Here is a 17,011-nt window from a genome sequence, read left to right on the forward strand (position 1 = left end):
CGGCTTCAGGCGGCGTCGATCCGGCTGGGGGCCGAGCGGGCTATCTGCCCGAGATTCTCGAAGATGAGACGGCGTGGCGCGAGGCGCCAGCCCAGCTGTTGTTCGATGGCGAGGACCGCGCGCATGGCCAGCAGGGAATGGCCGCCGAGGTCGAAGAAGTTGTCGGTGCGCAGAACCTGATCGACACCGAGCAACTCACGCCAGATGGCGGCGATCAGGCGCTCTTGTGGTGTGGCTGGTTGCTCTGCGGCGCGAGTGTCGGCCATGCGGTCGGGGGCGTCGGGCTGCGGGGCGGGCAGCGCGGTGCGGTCGAGCTTGCCGTTGGGCAGCAGCGGCAGCGCGGGCAACGGCACGATGTGCTGCGGCACCATGTAGTCGGGCAGGCGCGCACGCAGGGAACGGCGCAGGTCTGCGGCAGACGCTGCGGCGACACCGGGCGCGGGCACGATGTAGGCCACCAGGCGAACATCGTCCGGCGTGGGGGCATGGGTGGTGAGCACGCAGTCGGCAACGCCGGTCTGCTCGCGCAGCGCGGCTTCGATCTCGCCGAGTTCGACGCGGTAGCCGCGAATCTTGATCTGATGATCCAGCCTACCGAGGTATTCGAGCTGGCCGTCGTGCCGCCAGCGGCCGAGGTCGCCGGTCGTGTAGAGCCGGGCCTGTGCGTCGACGCTGAACGGGTCGGGGATGAAGCGCTCGGCGGTCAGTTCGGGGCGCTGGAAATAGCCCAGCGCCACCCCGGCGCCGCCGATGTGGATTTCGCCGGGCACGCCGATGGGGCAGAGCTGGCCCCGGGGATCGAGCACCCAGACCTGGGTGTTGGCTATCGGCCGTCCGATGACGATGGGCTGCTGCGGCTGCACCCGCCAGCAGGTGGACCAGACGGTGGTTTCGGTGGGTCCGTACAGATTCCAGACTTCGGCGCAGGCGGCCAGCAGGCGGGGGGCGAGGTCGGCGGGCAGGGCCTCGCCGCCGATGAAGGCGCGCAGACCGGGGCCGCCGCGCCAGCCGGTGTCGAGCAGCATGCGCCAGGTCGAGGGCGTGGCCTGCATCACGCTGGCGCCGCTGCCTCGCAGCAGGTCGCGCAGGGCGTAGGGGACGCGCGACTGGGCGTGATCGGCGAGCACCACGCGCGCGCCTGCGGCCAGCGGCAACAGCAGTTCGAGCACGGCGATGTCGAACGACAGGGTGGTGACGGCCAGCAGCGCGTCGTCAGCCTTCAGGCCGGGTTCGCCGGCCATGCTGTGCAGAAAGTTGATCACGGCGCGGTGCGGAACGACCACGCCCTTGGGCCGTCCGGTGGAGCCGGAGGTGTAGAGGATGTAGGCGGGGTCTTCGGGCCGGGGCGCGTGGGCGGGGTCGGTCGCGAAGGCGGGAGCGTCGGCCGCGGCGTCGAGGGCGATTTGCGGCACGCCGGTGGCGGCCAAGAGTGGCAGCAGGTCGGTCTCGGTGAGGATGCAGCGCAGCTCGGCGTCGGTGGCCATGTGGTGCAGGCGCGCAGGTGGAAAGCCGGGGTCGAGCGGCACGTAGGCGGCGCCGGTATGCAGCACGGCCAGCAGGGCGGCGAGCATGTCGGCGTGACGGTGCAGGCAAAGCCCGACGCGGTCGCCCCGGCCGACGCCCGCATGCTGCAACAGCCCGGCGATCTGCAGCGCGCGGGCGTGCAGTTCGGGGTAGCGCAGGCTGCGGCCGCTGGCGTCGGTCACGGCAAGGCGATCGTGCCGTTCGGGGGCATCGAGCCGCAGATAGTCGGGCAGGTTGCGCGCGGGCGGGGGCGGTGCCTGGGTGGCGTTCCACGAGTCGAGCAGGGCGCGTTGCGGCGCGGTGATCAGCGGGTGAGCGCCAAGCGGCGCCTGCGGCTGGGACAGAAGCTGTTCGGTGAGCTGCACATAGCCGTCGAGCAGGCGCTGCGCGGAGTCGGTGCTGAACAGGTCGGTGGCGTATTCGAGCTGGATGCGGTGGCTGAATTCGGTGTCGATATGCAGCGACAGGTCGAACTGCGCGGCCACGCGGTCGAAGTCGAAGGGCTCGTAGGTGAAGGGCACGGCGACGGCCTGGCCCAGAGGGGCGTTGAGCACGTTGAACAGCACCCGCACCAGCCCCTGGGGATGATCGGCGCGCAGCGCATCCATGCGCTCGACCAGTTCGTCGAAGGGGGCGTCCTGGTGGGCGTAGGCCTGCAGCGCCGTATCGCGCACCTGCTGGACCAAGTCGTGAAACGACTGGTCGAGATCGACCCTGTTGCGCAGCACCAGGGTGTTGACCAGGGTGCCCACGAGCTGCTCGGTGGCGGCGTGATGCCGGTTGGCGATGGGGGTGCCCACGGCGATGTCGCTGCTGCGGGTGATGCGCGCCAGCAGCACGTCGAAGCTGGCCAGCAGCAGCATGAAGGGGGTTACGCCATGCGCCGCGCAGTAGCCACGCAGGGCTAGTCGCAGCGGCTCGCTGAGCGGCGCATGAACGCTGCGGCCCTGGAAGCTGGGCTGCGATGGGCGGGGGAAGTCGGTCGGCAGCGGCAGGTCGGCCAGGCCTTGCAGGCGCTGCATCCAGTAGTCGAGTTGCGCCTCGCGCGCGGCGGCCACAGCGGCGCTGCGCTGCCAGGCGGCGTAGTCGGCGTATTGCAGGGGCAGCGGAGGCAGGCCCATGTGGGCGGCATCGGTCTTGCCCTGAAGCAGACCGGCGTAGATCTGCATGGCCTCGCGCCCGAGGATGGCCAGCGACCAGTTGTCGGCGATGGTGTGGTGCAGCACCCAGAACAGCACATGGTCGTCTTCGCTCAGGCGCATCAGGCAGACTCGGTGCAGCGGCGCGCGGGCCAGGTCGAACGGGCGGGCGAGGAAGGCGGTGGCGGCCTGCCGGGCCGCGGCCAAGCGCGCATCGGCCGGGAGGTGGCGGAAGTCGAGGATGTCGAGCCCGGGAGCCACGGACGGCAGGATGACCTGCACCGGCTCCTGGCCGCGCAGGGCGAACTGGGTGCGCAGGCCTTCGTGCCGCGCCACGAGCTTGGCCAGCGCGCGCTCGAACGTCGGCAGATCGAGCGGCCCGCGCAGGCGCAGCGGCGCGGTGACGTTGTAGGCCAGGGTCTCGGGATGGAAATGCTGGATGACCCACATGCGGCGTTGCGACAGCGAGGCGGGCAGGTCGCCGCTGCGGTCGGCCATGGGAATGGAGGCCTGCTGCCGCGCCTCGTGCAGCCGCTCGTCGATATGGCGCGCCAGCGATTCGAGGGTGAGGTGGGTGAACAGCGCGGCCAGCGGCAGCTCGAGGTCGAAGCGCGCCTGGATGCGCGAGCGGACCTGGGTGAGGGTGAGCGAATGGCCGCCGAGGTCGAAGAAGTGGTCGCCGATGCCGAAATCGGTGGTGTGCAGCACTTCGCTCCAGATGGCCCAGAGGGTGTGCTCGGTGGGGGTGCGCGGCGGGGTGGACTCGACCGTGGCGGCGGCCTGCGCGAGAACTTGGGGCACGGGCAGTTGGCGCTTGTCGAGCTTGCCGCTGGCCGTCAGCGGCAGGCGGGGCAGGATTTGCCAGGCGGCGGGAACCATGTAGTGCGGCAGGCTGTCCTTCAGTGCCTGGCGCACCGAGGCCAGCACCGTACCGTCGTGTTCCTCACGCAAGACGAGATACGCGGCCAAGCTGGGCTCGCCCGATGCGGCCGTCCAGACGGTGACGGCGGCCTGGGCGACTGCGGGATGGCGCAGCAGCGCGGCTTCGATGTCGCCGAGCTCGATGCGAAAGCCGCGCAGCTTGATCTGGTCGTCGCTGCGACCGAGGATGTGCAGTTGACCGTCTTGCGACCAATAGCCCAGATCGCCGCTGCGGAACATCCGCGAGCCGGTATGTAAGGGATCGGGGATGAAGCGCGCCGCTGTCAGCTCGGGCTGACCGAGGTAACCGCGCGCCACGCCCAGACCGGCGATGCAGACCTCGCCGACGACGTCGAAGGGCAGCGGGCGCAGCCGCGCATCGAGCACATGGATGCGGGTGTTGTCGATCGGGCGGCCCACCGGCAACGAGCCGCCGCTCTGGGTGATGGGGCCTTCGATGACATACAGCGCGCTGTCTTCGGTGGTTTCGCTCGGGCCGTAGAAATTGAGGAGACGCGTCTGCGGCAGCAGCGCCTGGAAGTGCGCAGCGAGTGCGGCGTCGAGCGGTTCGCCGCCGAACTGGAGGTAGCGCAGGCTGGTGCAACGGGGCAGCAGCGGGTCGTCGGCCAGAGCGCGGGCGGTGGACGGCGCCAGGGTCAGATGGGTTATGCCCTCGTCGATGACGTATTGCAGCAGGGCGTGCAGATCGCACTGCAGGCCGGGCGGGGCCAGGTGCACCGCAGCGCCGCAAATCAGGGGCACGAAAAACTCGGAAACCGAGGCGTCGAAACTCAGCGACGATTTTTGCAGCAGCCGGTCGTGCGGGCCGAAGTCCACCGCGCGGGCGTTCCACAGCTTGTGGTTGCACAGCGCGCGGTGGCTGAGCATCACGCCCTTGGGCTGGCCGGTGGAGCCGGAGGTGAAGATGACCACCGCAAGGTCGTCGGGTGTGTTCACCACCTCGGGCGGCGCGGCGGGGCCGCCCGAGGCAAGGTCGGCATCGAAGATTTGCAGGTCGGCGTCAGCCAGCGCTTCGCGTAACGCCGCGTGCTGGGCCTGCGCGGCCAGTAGCACCCGCGCGCCGGTCTGCCACACGATGGCACGCACGCGCTCAGCGGGTAATTCGGCGTCAAGTGGCACATAGGTGCCGCCCGCCTTGAGCACGGCCAGCAGCGCGACGACGAGCTGCGGACGACGCTCCATCAGAACAGGCACGCAGACGTCGCGCCCCACGCCCTGCGCGCGCAGGGCGTGGGCCAAACGGTTGGCTGCCCGCTCCAGCGCCTCATAGCTCAGTTCGGATGCGCCGAAGCGCACCGCGCAGGCCTGCGCGGTGCGGCGCGCCTGCTCGGCTACGAGGGCGTGCAGGCATTGGGGATTGGGGCGCGGCTGCGGCGCGGGCTGCAGCGCGTTGAGCGCGGCAAGCTCGGCGGGGGAGAGCAGGTCGAGGTTGGCGAAAGTGCCCTGCGCATCCCCGGCCAGCTGCTGTAGCAGGTGGTCGAGGCGCTCGCGCAGAAAGCGGGTGTGCCGCAACGCCGCCGGGGCGCGCGGGTCGATGACGAAGTCAATGGGCGCGATCGGCGCGTCGGCGTAATGGCGCACATAGGCGGCGATGGGCGCGAAGCCGGGGTGGCCACTGAACGGCGCGAAGCTGAGCCGGGCGGCGCCGAGCGTGGCGTGTTTGCCGAAGTCCTCGACCGACACCATGAGGTCGAAATGCATGCCGGGAACGCCCTGCCGCGGCGGCAGCCGGGCGATGGCGTCGTCGAGCGGGTATTGCTGGTGCCGCAGGACTTGCCGGGTGTCTTCGGCCAGCGCTCGCATGCCCTGGTGCAGGGACGTCAGCGGCGCGCTGTCGAGCTCCACGGGCAGGGTGTTGGCGAACACGCCCAGGGTACGCTTGTCGATGGCGTCCTTGCGGTTGTGCAGCGGCATGCCCAGGCGCACGCGGTCTTGCCCGGTGATGAGGGCGATATAGGTGCCCAGCATGAACAGCACGGCCTGCGCGGCAGACAGCCCCTCGGCGGCAGCGCGTTCGACATAACGCTGCCAGGCGCCGGGATCGGGGTTCCAGCGCATCAGGGCGGGGGCGGCGAGTACCTGCGGGACGGGTGCGGAAGCATGGCCCGTGGCCGCACTGTGGGCGAGGCGCTCGCCCCAGAAGGCGCGGTCGCGGGCGTGGCGTTCGGACTTCAGATAGGCCTGCTCGCGGGAGACGAAGCGCGCATAATCGGCGCCGGGTGCGAGCGCAGGCGCTGCGCCTTGCGCCAGATCGTCGTAGCGCTGGCGGATGGCCTCGCCCACCAGCAGTACCCCCCAGCCGTCGACCAGCAGATGGTTGAAACTCAGCAGCCAGGCCCAGCGCGCCGGGGCGAGGCGATAGAGGACGAAATGCCAGAGGGTGTCGCCCATCGGGTCTATGCCCCGATCCTTGACGGCGGCGATGGCGCGCTCGGCGCACTCGGTCGCCTGCTCGGAAGTCTCGGTCTGAGCGGCACAGTCGATCACAGGCAAGCGCCAGGACAGCGTGGGCGCATAGTGCCAGCGGGGACCTTCTGGCGATTGTTCGATGCGCGCGCGCAGCATGGGCTCGGCGGCGATGACGTCCTGGGTGGCGCGTTCGAGCAGGGCGGGGTCGATGTCGCCTTCGATCTGGACGGTGAGACCGATGGTGTAGATGGCGCTTCCGAGCAGTTCCTGACGCAACAGGATGGCCTGCTGCGTCAGGCTCAGCGCGCACGGGGCCGCGGCGGGTGCTGGCTCCGTGGGGTGGGCGTGAGGGCTGTACAGGCAGGCCGACATCAAAAAAGCTCGCTGCAGAAGGCGTCAGGCCCTCTATTCTGACTGGGGCGTGTGAACGCTGTGGATGGTTCCGGGCAAGGCAACCCTAACAGTCCTTCGATTCGTGAACTATTCCACTATTGCGGGGTGGGCGCCGATTTGCGGGACGTTGTATCGGCCCTACGATGGAGCCCTCAGCCGGTCTCGAACGGCTCGCCGCCCCGCTCAGCATGACTGAAGCCAAGACGCCCCCCCAAACCGCAGCAGACACCCGCGCCGAATGGCGTCTGGGGTGGGACGGCCTGTTCGCCGATGCTGCGCAGGAGGAGACGTTCGTTCGCGAGGAATGGACGGTCATCGGGCCGAGGGTGCGTCAGATCGGTCTGTACGGTTCGCTCGCGTTCCTGTCGGCCACCTTCACCGATCTCACGGTGCTGGGGGCGACCTGGGTTTATTGGAGTCTGCTGACGGCGCGGTTCGGCATCCTGGCCTGGGGTCTTTGGCTGGCGCGCGTGGGCAAGGCGCGCACCGTGCCCAATGTGCGGCGGGTTGCGACCGCGCTGCTCGGCTTCGAGCTGAGCATCATGGCGCTGTTTCTGCTGGTGGTGCTGGCTTATGGTGGCAGCGCCGACTACCACTCGATTACCGCGCTGGCCCTGATTTTTGCCGGTTACGCCTATGTGCCGGTATTGCGGCGCGAAGCCATGTGGGTGGGCGGCCTGTTCACGCTGCTGTTCGCCGTGGTGATCTGGACCTCCCTGCACTACGACGCCAAATTCATCAGCATCGCCGTCGTGTTGTTCGGTTTTGCCAATATCGCGGGGTGGCAGATCGCGGTATCGCTGAGCCGAAGCATGCGCTTGGCCTGGGTCGATCGACAGCGCCTGCGCGTCGAGGCAGAGGCGGCGCAGCAGGCCAAGCACATGGCCGAGCAGAGCGAGGAGAATCTGCAGCGGCTCTTCGACGCGGCGCCGATGCCGCTGGTGCTGGTGCGCATGGCCGATGCCCGGGTGCTGCGTTTCAACGCCGCGGCCAAGGCGCTGATCGACCCCGATGGTGCCTTGCAAGGCGACATCTACAGCACCGATTTCTACGAAAACCCGGCACAGCGCGACCAACTGATCGCGCGACTTCAAGCCGAGGACGCCGTCGGCCAGGTGGAGGTGCGGCTGAAGACGGTGCGGGGCACCGCCGTGGACGTGCTGTTTTCGATGCGCAAGGTGCGGTTTGCCGGAGAAGACTGTGTAATCACCGGCATGGTCGAGATTTCGGCCCAGAAGTCGCTGGAGCGACAGTTGCGGGCGCTGGCGTTCACCGATCCGCTCACCGGCTTGCAGAACCGGCGAGGGTTTTTCACCCTGGTCGAGCGCGCGATGGCGCAATCGGCACTCGACTCGGTCGGGCCTTGCGTCGTGCTGATCGACATCGACCATTTCAAGAGAATCAACGACCGCTACGGTCACCCGGTGGGTGACGAGGTGCTGGTGCAGTTCGGCCAGGTCGTGCTGGCGCTGCTGCGCGATGGCGATGTGTTCGCCCGGCTGGGCGGAGAGGAGTTCTGCATCCTGCTGCCGCATACGCGAGCCGCGCAGGCGCTGGAAGTGGCCGAGCGGGTGCGCGAATTCGTCGCGGCCCACCCTTTCCAGACCATGGCCGGTGTGGTGCGGCTCAGCCTCAGTCTGGGCGTTGCCGGCTGCGACGCACCCGTCCAGAGCATCGATGCCGTGCTGTCGATGGCCGATCAGGCGATGTACCGCGCCAAGCAGGGCGGGCGCAACCGCACCGAATTGCACTGTGCCTGAGCCAGGGTAAACCCACAGGCGCCCAAGGGATAAAAAGCGAATAGGAATGATTCGCAATAAGATGGCTGCAACGTGATCGGCAAGATCACACCGCAGCCCCTGCGGGATGGGGCGCAAGCAGGCTCAAGGAGTATGAACATGGGTGTTGCAGAACTGGGGCTCAGTCTCCTGGCGGCGGTGCTGCTGACCTGGGTCGTGATGGAGTGGTCCAAATGAATGCCCTGCCAAGCAAGGCGATGCCATTTTCGGCCACGAAGGTCGAGTTGTCGCAACCGATGGCCCATTCGGGCTTGACGCTGCATTCGCGCGAGCTGTTCCGGCAGGGCGCTGTTGTGCAGATTCGCCATCACGGGCAGGTGTACCAACTGCGTCTGACCCGGCAGGACAAGCTGATTTTGACCAAGTAGGCGGTCTCTTTCCTCTTTCTCGCAGCTTCGCTAGCCAGCCCAGTGTGGATTAGGGCCTGTTAACGCTATGGGTGCACCCGCGCCGGGGGTTTGGGCGGATGCAGCGCGAGGCGCAGGCCGCGCCGTGGTGTGTTGCACCACAAGCGGACTGCAACGTGGCGATGCGCCGCCCAAACCCCCGGCCCGAAGGGTTGCCCTCAGGCGGGGCGTCTGCGGCGTTGTCGGGCACAGGCAAGGCACCCAGCCTTGCCTGTGCCCTCCGCCTTGCATCCATCCCCGCCTGAGGGCAACGCGGGTGCACCCATAGCGTTAACAGGCCCTAACCCTCCGGCACGGATGCCAGCCATGCGATTTTTATGTCCGACACATCTTCCTTCAACCCGCAATCTGCCGAGCCGCTGCTGGCGGGCACTCTGGCTTTGATGACGTTCTATGCCGACCGGCCCAGTGTGGCGGCTATGCAGAAAATCGGCCGCAATCTGCAGTGTCTGCATCAGCACCCCGCACTCAGCGCGGAAATGAGCCTCGTCTGCAGGCGGCTGGCAGCTTACTGGCTGACACTCGGTTGCGACGTCGAACCCGCGGACGGGCCTGCGGCCTGCCGGTTTGCGGCGGCCTCGGTCGCCACGCAGTGAAGTTCAGGACGGCGAATCCTCGGCTCGAAGCAGGGCGAGGAGGCCGTCGAGTTCGTCGAGGGAGCCAAAGCGCAGCGCGATTTCGCCGCGCATCTTGCCCTGGCGTTGGGACTTGCCGCGGATTTCGACGGTGGTCCCGAAGCGCTCGGAGAGCTCTTCCTCAAGCCTTTGCCAGTCGCGGTCTTTGGCGGCTGCGGCGGCTTTGGCCGGGCGATTGGTCGGCGCGCCCTGATGGGTGCGAGCGACGAGCTTTTCGGCTTCGCGCACGCTCAGGCGTTTGGCGAGGATCTGCTGTGCGGCCTGAACCTGCTGCGCCTTTTCCAGCGAAAGCAGGGCACGGGCGTGACCCATGTCGAGATCACCGGCCAGAAGCATGGTCTGCACCGCATCGGCCAACTGCAGCAGGCGTAGCAGATTGCTGGTGGCGGTGCGGGAGCGGCCGACGGCCTGCCCGGCCTGCTCATGGGTGTAGCCGAATTCTTCGATCAGACGGGCGATGCCGCGGGCTTCCTCGAGCGGGTTGAGATCTTCGCGCTGGAGGTTTTCGATCAGCGCCATGGCCAGGGTGTCGCGGTCGTCGGCGTCCTTGACGATGGCGGGAACGGTGTCGAGCCCGGCCAGGCGGGCGGCGCGTGTGCGTCGCTCTCCGGCGATGATCTCGAACCGGCCATCGGGCAGGGCGCGCACGAGCACGGGCTGCATCACACCCTGCGTCTTGATGCTCTGGGCCAGCTCATAGAGTGCGCCTTCGTCCATCTGCGAGCGGGGCTGGTAACGGCCGGGAACGAGATCGTCCAGGCGAAGTTCGCGCAAGGCTGAGGCATCACTGTCGGTCAGGTCGACGGCGGGGCCGAGCAGTACATCGAGTCCGCGGCCCAGACCTTTGGGTTTTTTGGTAGCCATAGGTGTGGCGGTTGAAAACGGGTTCAGTCGTTGAAAGGGGAAGCCGGGTGCGAGCTGCGGCGCACTAGCTCGTCGAGAAGATGGCGGCCCTGCGGCCAATCACCCAGCCCCGATTCGGCGTTGACGTGGCCGCAAGGCCCGAGATCGACAAAGCCAGCACCCCAGCGTTCGGCCAGGCGCTTGGCGGCGGCAAGACGGCAGTAGGGGTCGTCGGCGCTGGCGGCGACGGTCGCGGGAAAGGGCAGCGGCGGCTGCGCCAGGGCGCGGCGCCAAGGCATCAGAACGGCGGGCAGTTGCGAGCCGTGCAAGTCGGGGGGCGCGACCAGCAGGGCGCAGACGACCCGGTCGGTATGCCGCGAGCTGCTGGCCCAGGCGTCGATCAGGTGGCAGCCCAGACTATGCCCGACGAGAGCGACGGGGGCGGTCTGCGCCAGAATCACGTCTTCCAGGCGGGCGACCCAGTCACCGCGGCGCGGCACCTCCCAGTCGGCCTGTTCCACTACGGTGTCGCCATAGCGCGCGGCCCAGCGGCGTTGCCAGTGCTCGGGGCCGGAGCCTAGCCAGCCGGGCAGCAGCAGGATGTGCGGTAGCGTCATGGCTGGCGCGTCAGGCCGCGACCGCGAGGCGATCGACCATTTCCTGGGCGAATTCGATGAACGCCTTAGCGCCCCGGCTGCCGGGATCGAACACCACACCGGGCAGCCCGTAGCTGGGGGCCTCTGCGAGCCGGACATTGCGCGGTATGACGGCGTTGAACACCTTGTCGCCGAAATGCGCCTTGATCTGTTCGCTGACCTGCTGCTGCAAGGTGATGCGGGGATCGAACATCACCCGAAGCAGGCCGATGATACGAAGGTCACGATTGAGGTTGGCATGGACCTGCTTGATGGTGTTGACCAGGTCGGAAAGGCCTTCGAGCGCGAAGTATTCGCACTGCATCGGCACGATGACGCCATGCGCGGCGCACAGGCCGTTGAGGGTCAGCAGTCCGAGGGCGGGCGGGCTGTCGATGAGGATGAAGTCGTAGTTCGTTTGAACGGTGGCCAGCGCGGATTTGAGGCGGCGTTCGCGCTGGGCAAGATCGACCAGTTCGACCTCGGCACCGGCCAGCTCACGGTTGGCGCCGATGATGTCATAACCCGCCTTGGTATTGCGCTGCAGAGCCTGCCCAAGCTCGCTCTGACCGATGAGCACTTGGTAGATCGATGCTTCGAGGGTGTGCTTGTCCACGCCCGAACCCATGGTGGCGTTGCCTTGCGGGTCCAAGTCGACCAGCAGGACGCGCTGGCCGATGCGAGAAAGTGCGGCGGCCAGGTTGACACTGGTGGTTGTCTTGCCGACCCCACCCTTCTGATTCGCGATGCAAAAAATCTGCGCCAAGCCGACTCTCCAGAAAACCGATGTTTCACGTGAAACAGCTGAGCCCGAACTCAGCAGGCTGTATTGTGCCGGAGCGGGCCAGGGGTCAACGTTCTACGGCGCGCTGCAACCAGACCAGGCAGCGCTGCGCGTCCAGCCCGGGCACCTGCAAGGGTTCGATGCGGGCGCGCACGAGGCAGCTCACGGCCGTGATCTCATCTTCGGGCGGATGGCCCTTCATCGCACACCATTGCCCTCCCGGCGCGAGCAGGTGTGTCGTGCTCTTGACCAGCAGGGGCAGATCGCTGAAGGCGCGGCTGGTGATGCAGTCGAAGCCGTCAGGATCGGCCAGCGTCTCGACGCGCGCATGATGTACCTGTACGTTCTGGAGTTGCAGGCTGCCGCAAGTCTGCTGCAGAAAGGCGCACTTCTTCTGCACGGTGTCGACCAGATGCACAGCGGCATCGGGCAGGCCGATGGCAAACACGATGCCGGGCAGGCCGCCGCCCGAGCCGACGTCGAGCAGGCGGCGCGGTGCCAGCCGCTGCAGGGCGGGCAGGGCGGTCAGGCAGTCCGCCAGATGCAGTCGAGCCATGCCTTCGACATCGCGCACGGCGGTGAGGTTGAACACCCGGTTCCAGCGCTGCAGCAGCGCGGTGTAGTCGAGCAACTGCTGCTTTTGGGTCGAGCTGAACGTCAGCCCGAGCGCGCACAGGGTCTGCTCCAGATAACCCTCAAGGTCAAAGCCGCCTTCCGCGGTGGCGCCAGCGCGGGTCACGCGACGGCATCCTTCTCCAGTTTCAGCGCCTGTTTGAGCACGCCTTTGCGCAAATGAATCAGGAGCAGGGAAACGGCAGCAGGGGTCATGCCCGAGAGCCGCGATGCGACCCCAAGGGTTTCGGGCCGCGCCTGATTCAGCCTTTGTTGCACCTCGATCGACAGCCCGGACACCTCGCGGTAGTCGAGGTCTGCGGGCAGGCGCAGCGATTCGTGCTGCGCGGCCCGCTCCACTTCGCCCTGCTGCCGCTCGATATACCCGGCGTACTTGATGTGAATCTCGACCTGTTCGCGTTCGGTGTCTCCCAGGGGTGCTTCCGGCGCAAAGTCGGGATGGGGGAAGGCGGTCAAAGTGTCGTAGCGCAGCTCGGGGCGACGCAACAGGTCGGCGAGGTTGTATTCGCGCTCGATGGCCTTGCCCAGCAGGGCCTGCGCCTGCTCGGGCGGCAGGGTCTGCGGCGTGACCCAGGTGGAGCGCAGACGCTGGATCTCGCGCTCGATGGCGTCGCGCTTGCGGCAGAAGGCGTCCCAACGGGCATTGCTCACCACGCCGAGTTCGCGGCCGATTTCGGTCAGGCGCAGATCGGCGTTGTCCTCGCGCAGGCTGAGGCGGTATTCGGCGCGACTGGTGAACATGCGATAAGGCTCGTTCACGCCCTTGGTCACCAAATCATCGACCAGCACGCCCATATAAGCCTGATCGCGTCGCGGGCACCAGGGCTCACGCCCCTGCACCTGCAGTGCGGCGTTGATGCCCGCGAGCAAGCCCTGCGCCGCAGCTTCCTCGTAGCCGGTGGTGCCGTTGATCTGCCCCGCGAAGAACAGACCGTCGATGGACTTGGTCTCCAGCGAGGTCTTGAGTGCCATCGGGTTGAAATAGTCGTACTCGATGGCGTAGCCGGGGCGTAGCAGGTGGGCGTTTTCCAGCCCCGGAATCGAATGCACCATGGCAAGCTGCACATCGAAGGGCAGGCTGGTCGAGATGCCGTTGGGATAGAACTCGTTGGTCTGCAGGCCTTCGGGCTCGAGAAAAATCTGGTGCGACGACTTGTCGGCGAAGCGGTGGATCTTGTCTTCGATGCTGGGACAATACCGCGGCCCCACGCCTTCGATGACTCCGGTGAACATCGGGCTACGATCGAGCCCGGCGCGAATGATGTCGTGCGTCTGCTGCGTGGTGTGGGTGATCCAGCACGCCACCTGCGTCGGGTGCTGGTCGGCCGAGCCGAGAAAACTGAACACCGGGATGGGATTGAGATCGCCCGGCTGCTCGATCAGCTTGGAGAAGTCGATGGTGCGGCCATCGATACGGGCCGGGGTGCCGGTTTTGAGGCGGCCCTGCGGCAAGGCGAGCGCCTTGAGGCGGGCGGAGAGCCGCTGCGCCGGGGGATCGCCAGCACGCCCCGCAGCGTACTGGTCGAGGCCGATATGAATCTTGCCGTCGAGAAACGTCCCGGCGGTGAGCACCACGGTGCGGGTGCGAAAACGAATGCCCGTCTGGGTGACCACGGCCGTGACACGCTCGCCCTGACCCGTGGATTCCACCAGTAGATCGTCGGCGGCCTGCTGGAACAGCCAGAGGTTGGGCTGATTTTCCAGGCGTCCCCGAATGGCGCGCTTGTAGAGTTGGCGATCGGCCTGTGCCCGTGTGGCGCGCACGGCGGGGCCCTTGCTGGCATTGAGCACGCGGAACTGGATGCCAGCCTCGTCGGTGGCTTCGGCCATCGCCCCGCCGAGGGCGTCCACTTCCTTCACTAGATGGCCTTTGCCTATGCCGCCGATGGACGGGTTGCACGACATCTGCCCCAGGGTTTCGATGTTGTGGGTCAGCAGCAATGTGGCGCAACCCATGCGCGCGGCGGCAAGGGCCGCTTCGGTGCCGGCGTGGCCTCCGCCGATGACGACGACATCAAAGTTACGCGGATAATCCACGGTGTGCGCCTCCTCTATTTGGACGTGCATTTTATGCGGGTTAACCCTGGATGCGGCTTTGAGGGGATTTGTTTCACGTGAAACACGCTGCGCTGGCCCGCCCCGTTGCACCACAACGATCAACTTCCATGGATAGCTTAGGCAAACTTCTTGAACTTTACCCGGCCCTCGCGGCCGTGCCGCCCGCCGAGCTCCGCGCGGAATGGGCCGACGGCGCTGCCGTGATGCAGGTGCCGAAGGACATGCGACTGTTCGCTCCAGGCGCACAGTGTGGAGGGTTTCCGCTCGTGCTCGCAGGAGAGGCGCGGGTATTCCGCATGGCCCCATCGGGGCGGCAGCTCGAGATGTATCGCCTGACGCCGGGTGAAATCTGTCTTGTGTCGTCGGCCAGCCTATTTTCGGGCGAGACGCTCACAGCGCATGCGGACATGCAGACGGACGGGGCCTTGTGGCTGATTCGCCCGCCGCTGTTCGAGCGCTGGATGCAGAGCACCCCGGATTTCAGCCGCTTCGTGTTGGGCCAGTTTGCCACCCGCATGTCCGACCTCACCGCCCTGATCGATGCTCTGGCCTTTCACCGCCTGGATCAGCGCCTGGCTCAGGCGCTGCTGGGGCAGGGGCCTCGCCTGCAAAGCACGCATCAACAACTCGCCGATCGCCTGGGTACCGCGCGCGAGATCGTCACGCGCTTGCTCAAAAGATTCGAGGCGGCCGGGTGGGTTGCCCTGTCGCGGGAGAAAATCGACATCCTGCAACCCGCCGTGCTGCGGCAGGTGGCGGCGGGAGAAATCTCCGGCTAAATTTCTGCGTAGCTACGCCTTCGTGTGACAGCGGTCACAGTGGTGTCGCGGCAATCGGTGTCCAATAGCGACATTCTTTTTTCAAGGAGTGGGCTATGAAACTCAACGTTGGCGGCATCGACCGCATTCTTCGCATTGTTGTGGGTATCGTGCTGATTGCGCTGACACTGATGGGCACCATCGGCGTCTGGGGCTGGATCGGCATCGTGCCCTTGGTGACCGGGCTGTTCAAATTCTGTCCGCTGTATTCCATCATCGGCATGAATACTTGCCCGATGAAAAAATAAGAAAAGGCCGCACGAGCGGCGCAGGTACAAGAACGGCGTCGCCCGTCACGGGGACGCCGTTTTTTCTGGGTCAGAAAAACGCGTCATGCGCGGTCTTGAGAATCAGTGCAGCGACCACCAGCAGAAACACCGCTCGCACGAAGTGCGTGCCCCGACGCAAAGCCAGCCGGGTTCCCAGCAGGCTGCCCGCGATGTTGCACACCGCGATCAGCGCCGCATAGGGCCACATGACATGCCCCTTGCTGGCAAACACCAGCAGCGCGGCCAGGTTGCAGGCGACATTGACCACCTTGGCGCTGGCCGAGGCGTGCAGAAAGTCGAAGCCAAAGCCGCGCACGAACAGAAAAATCAGGAAGTTACCGGTGCCCGGGCCGAAGAACCCGTCATAGAACCCGATCAGCAGCCCGCCGCCCACAGCAAGCAGCCTCTCGGTTGTGCCGCTGAGATGCGGCGCATGGTGATGGCCCAGGTCCTTGCGCTTGAGGGTGTAGAGCAGCACCGCCAGGAGGATGAAGGGCAGCGCCTGGCGGAAATCGCTCGACTTGACCTGGGTGATGAGCCAGGCGCCGCCGAGCGCACCGACAAAAGCCGCGAGGGTGGCGGGCACGACGGTCGACCACGGCGGTTGAACCCGGCGCACATAGGACCACATCGACGCCGAAGTGCCCCAGATGGCGCCGCCCTTGTTGGTGCCGAAAAGCGTGGCCGGTGCCGCGTTGGGGAAGGCGGCGAAGAGGGCCGGAACCAGAACCAGGCCGCCGCCGCCGACGATGGCATCCACGAATCCGGCGAACAGGGCGGCGAGGCCGAGCAGGATCAATTCCATGGATGCGACGTTCGGGGATGAAGGGGAATCAAGAAAAAAGCACCGGAACCGGGGTTCACGGTGCTTTGGGCGTTGCCTGCGCTGCCATCAAGAGCAGCGTATTTGTCGTGGAGCAACCGGATGGTTGCCAGTCTCCTCAGTCCCTCTTGTTGGGGTGCGTCGGATCGAGCCAATCGCAATGAAAAGTATTGTTCAAATTTTGTGCGCCGCACGCACTAGGGCGAACCCTGAGAGATCCAAATGGGTGCATGCAACCCATCTCAGCGCCCCAGCCCCGGAAACAGCTTGATCAGACCGTCGCTCATCATCTCGACCGCGAGGGCAGAGAGGATCAGGCCCATCAGGCGGGTCATCACGTTGATGCCGGTCTTGCCGAGAAAGCGTGCAATCGGCTCGGCCGCCATGAAGCAGAGCGCGGCCGCTGCCGCGATGATGACGCCATAGCTGATCAGCACGGCATGCTGCCACCAGTGATGGGTGTTGCTGGCGTAGATGATGACCGTACTGATGGTGGCCGGGCCGGTCAGCAGGGGAATGGTCAGTGGCACGACCGCCACGCTGGCACGGTCGGCGGCCTCCTCGACCTCGTCGCTGGTCGATTTGGTCGCGCCGGTCTTGGCGTTGAGCATGCTGATCGCGGAAATCAGCAGCAACATGCCGCCGCCCACCTGAAAGGACGCGATGGAAATGCCGAAAAAATGCAGCAGATCCGCGCCGATCAGCGTGCTCACGGCAATGACGATAAACGCCGAGATCGAACTGACCAGGATGGTCTTTTTCTTCTGCTCGGGGGTGAAGCTCTCGGTGAACAGAATGAAAAAGGGAATGATGCCCAGGGGGTTGACGATCGCCAGCAGGGCGATCAGCGGTTTGACCAGATTCATCGGGACGGGAAAGAGTGCGCGCTGCGCATTATCC

At 66.5% G+C, this 17,011-nt stretch carries 13 protein-coding genes; 5 read left to right on the top strand and 8 right to left on the bottom strand.

Features of this window, described 5'->3' with window-relative positions:
• Window positions 1-5: 5 nt before the first annotated feature.
• Entirely contained in the window at window positions 6-6,386 is a 6,381-nt protein-coding gene (locus tag ASC45_RS14350; RefSeq protein ID WP_082454463.1) for a non-ribosomal peptide synthetase, read from the bottom strand.
• Between the two features lie 209 nt (window positions 6,387-6,595).
• Between ASC45_RS14350 and ASC45_RS14355 the strand changes: the two genes are divergently transcribed.
• The 3 genes from ASC45_RS14355 (at window position 6,596) to ASC45_RS14365 (ending at window position 9,209) form a co-directional block, all read left to right on the top strand.
• Window positions 6,596-8,167, top strand: a complete 1,572-nt coding sequence (locus tag ASC45_RS14355; RefSeq protein WP_055451739.1) for a sensor domain-containing diguanylate cyclase — start codon at window positions 6,596-6,598, stop codon at window positions 8,165-8,167.
• Between the two features lie 212 nt (window positions 8,168-8,379).
• The gene (hemP, locus tag ASC45_RS14360; protein WP_055451721.1) at window positions 8,380-8,574 is read left to right on the top strand and encodes a hemin uptake protein HemP; all 195 of its coding nucleotides are present in this window, start codon (window positions 8,380-8,382) and stop codon (window positions 8,572-8,574) included.
• A 356-nt stretch (window positions 8,575-8,930) separates the two neighbouring features.
• Entirely contained in the window at window positions 8,931-9,209 is a 279-nt protein-coding gene (locus ASC45_RS14365; RefSeq protein WP_055451722.1) for a hypothetical protein, read from the top strand.
• 3 nt (window positions 9,210-9,212) lie between these two features.
• On the opposite strand, the gene ASC45_RS14370 is transcribed toward ASC45_RS14365, so the two are convergent.
• The 5 genes from ASC45_RS14370 to mnmG form a co-directional block, all read right to left on the bottom strand.
• Entirely contained in the window at window positions 9,213-10,112 is a 900-nt protein-coding gene (locus tag ASC45_RS14370) for a ParB/RepB/Spo0J family partition protein (RefSeq protein WP_055451723.1), read from the bottom strand.
• Between the two features lie 23 nt (window positions 10,113-10,135).
• Window positions 10,136-10,708: an RBBP9/YdeN family alpha/beta hydrolase gene (locus tag ASC45_RS14375; protein ID WP_055451724.1), complete on the bottom strand. Its 573-nt coding sequence runs from the start codon at window positions 10,706-10,708 to the stop codon at window positions 10,136-10,138.
• Window positions 10,709-10,718: 10 nt separating this feature from the next.
• Entirely contained in the window at window positions 10,719-11,492 is a 774-nt protein-coding gene (locus tag ASC45_RS14380) for a ParA family protein (protein WP_055451725.1), read from the bottom strand.
• 85 nt (window positions 11,493-11,577) lie between these two features.
• Complete coding sequence (gene rsmG / locus ASC45_RS14385; RefSeq protein WP_425427640.1) at window positions 11,578-12,249, bottom strand: 16S rRNA (guanine(527)-N(7))-methyltransferase RsmG; 672 nt, start codon at window positions 12,247-12,249, stop codon at window positions 11,578-11,580.
• A complete protein-coding gene (mnmG, locus tag ASC45_RS14390; protein ID WP_425427641.1) occupies window positions 12,246-14,210 on the bottom strand; it encodes a tRNA uridine-5-carboxymethylaminomethyl(34) synthesis enzyme MnmG in 1,965 nt (654 codons plus the stop codon). The genes rsmG and mnmG overlap by 4 nt, the downstream gene beginning before the upstream one ends.
• Before the next feature lie 98 nt (window positions 14,211-14,308).
• Here mnmG and ASC45_RS14395 point away from each other — a divergent pair, with 98 nt between their 5' ends.
• Both ASC45_RS14395 and ASC45_RS14400 read left to right on the top strand, forming a co-directional pair.
• Window positions 14,309-14,980 (top strand): Crp/Fnr family transcriptional regulator, encoded by a 672-nt coding sequence (locus tag ASC45_RS14395; protein ID WP_055451726.1) that lies wholly within the window; start codon window positions 14,309-14,311, stop codon window positions 14,978-14,980.
• A 95-nt stretch (window positions 14,981-15,075) separates the two neighbouring features.
• Complete coding sequence (locus tag ASC45_RS14400; RefSeq protein WP_055451727.1) at window positions 15,076-15,267, top strand: YgaP family membrane protein; 192 nt, start codon at window positions 15,076-15,078, stop codon at window positions 15,265-15,267.
• Between the two features lie 70 nt (window positions 15,268-15,337).
• Here ASC45_RS14400 and ASC45_RS14405 read toward each other — a convergent pair whose 3' ends face one another.
• Both ASC45_RS14405 and ASC45_RS14410 read right to left on the bottom strand, forming a co-directional pair.
• Window positions 15,338-16,093 carry a sulfite exporter TauE/SafE family protein gene (locus tag ASC45_RS14405; protein ID WP_055451728.1) on the bottom strand — a complete coding sequence of 252 codons (756 nt, stop codon included), beginning with the start codon at window positions 16,091-16,093 and terminating at the stop codon, window positions 15,338-15,340.
• A 260-nt stretch (window positions 16,094-16,353) separates the two neighbouring features.
• Window positions 16,354-16,977: a MarC family protein gene (locus ASC45_RS14410; protein ID WP_055451729.1), complete on the bottom strand. Its 624-nt coding sequence runs from the start codon at window positions 16,975-16,977 to the stop codon at window positions 16,354-16,356.
• Window positions 16,978-17,011 lie beyond the last annotated feature (34 nt).

It is taken from the genome of Thiomonas bhubaneswarensis (assembly GCF_001418255.1).
Classification (GTDB): Bacteria; Pseudomonadota; Gammaproteobacteria; order Burkholderiales; family Burkholderiaceae_C; genus Thiomonas; species Thiomonas bhubaneswarensis.

Bases quoted from the DNA above. Each gene is read 5' to 3' on its own strand.
- ASC45_RS14350 (WP_082454463.1), bottom strand. From the start codon at position 6,386: ATGTCGGCCTGCCTGTACAGCCCTCACGCCCACCCCACGGAGCCAGCA.
- ASC45_RS14355 (WP_055451739.1), top strand. From the start codon at position 6,596: ATGACTGAAGCCAAGACGCCCCCCCAAACCGCAGCAGACACCCGCGCC.
- hemP (WP_055451721.1), top strand. From the start codon at position 8,380: ATGAATGCCCTGCCAAGCAAGGCGATGCCATTTTCGGCCACGAAGGTC.
- ASC45_RS14365 (WP_055451722.1), top strand. From the start codon at position 8,931: ATGTCCGACACATCTTCCTTCAACCCGCAATCTGCCGAGCCGCTGCTG.
- ASC45_RS14370 (WP_055451723.1), bottom strand. From the start codon at position 10,112: ATGGCTACCAAAAAACCCAAAGGTCTGGGCCGCGGACTCGATGTACTG.
- ASC45_RS14375 (WP_055451724.1), bottom strand. From the start codon at position 10,708: ATGACGCTACCGCACATCCTGCTGCTGCCCGGCTGGCTAGGCTCCGGC.
- mnmG (WP_425427641.1), bottom strand. From the start codon at position 14,210: ATGCACGTCCAAATAGAGGAGGCGCACACCGTGGATTATCCGCGTAAC.
- ASC45_RS14395 (WP_055451726.1), top strand. From the start codon at position 14,309: ATGGATAGCTTAGGCAAACTTCTTGAACTTTACCCGGCCCTCGCGGCC.
- ASC45_RS14400 (WP_055451727.1), top strand. From the start codon at position 15,076: ATGAAACTCAACGTTGGCGGCATCGACCGCATTCTTCGCATTGTTGTG.
- ASC45_RS14405 (WP_055451728.1), bottom strand. From the start codon at position 16,093: ATGGAATTGATCCTGCTCGGCCTCGCCGCCCTGTTCGCCGGATTCGTG.
- ASC45_RS14410 (WP_055451729.1), bottom strand. From the start codon at position 16,977: ATGAATCTGGTCAAACCGCTGATCGCCCTGCTGGCGATCGTCAACCCC.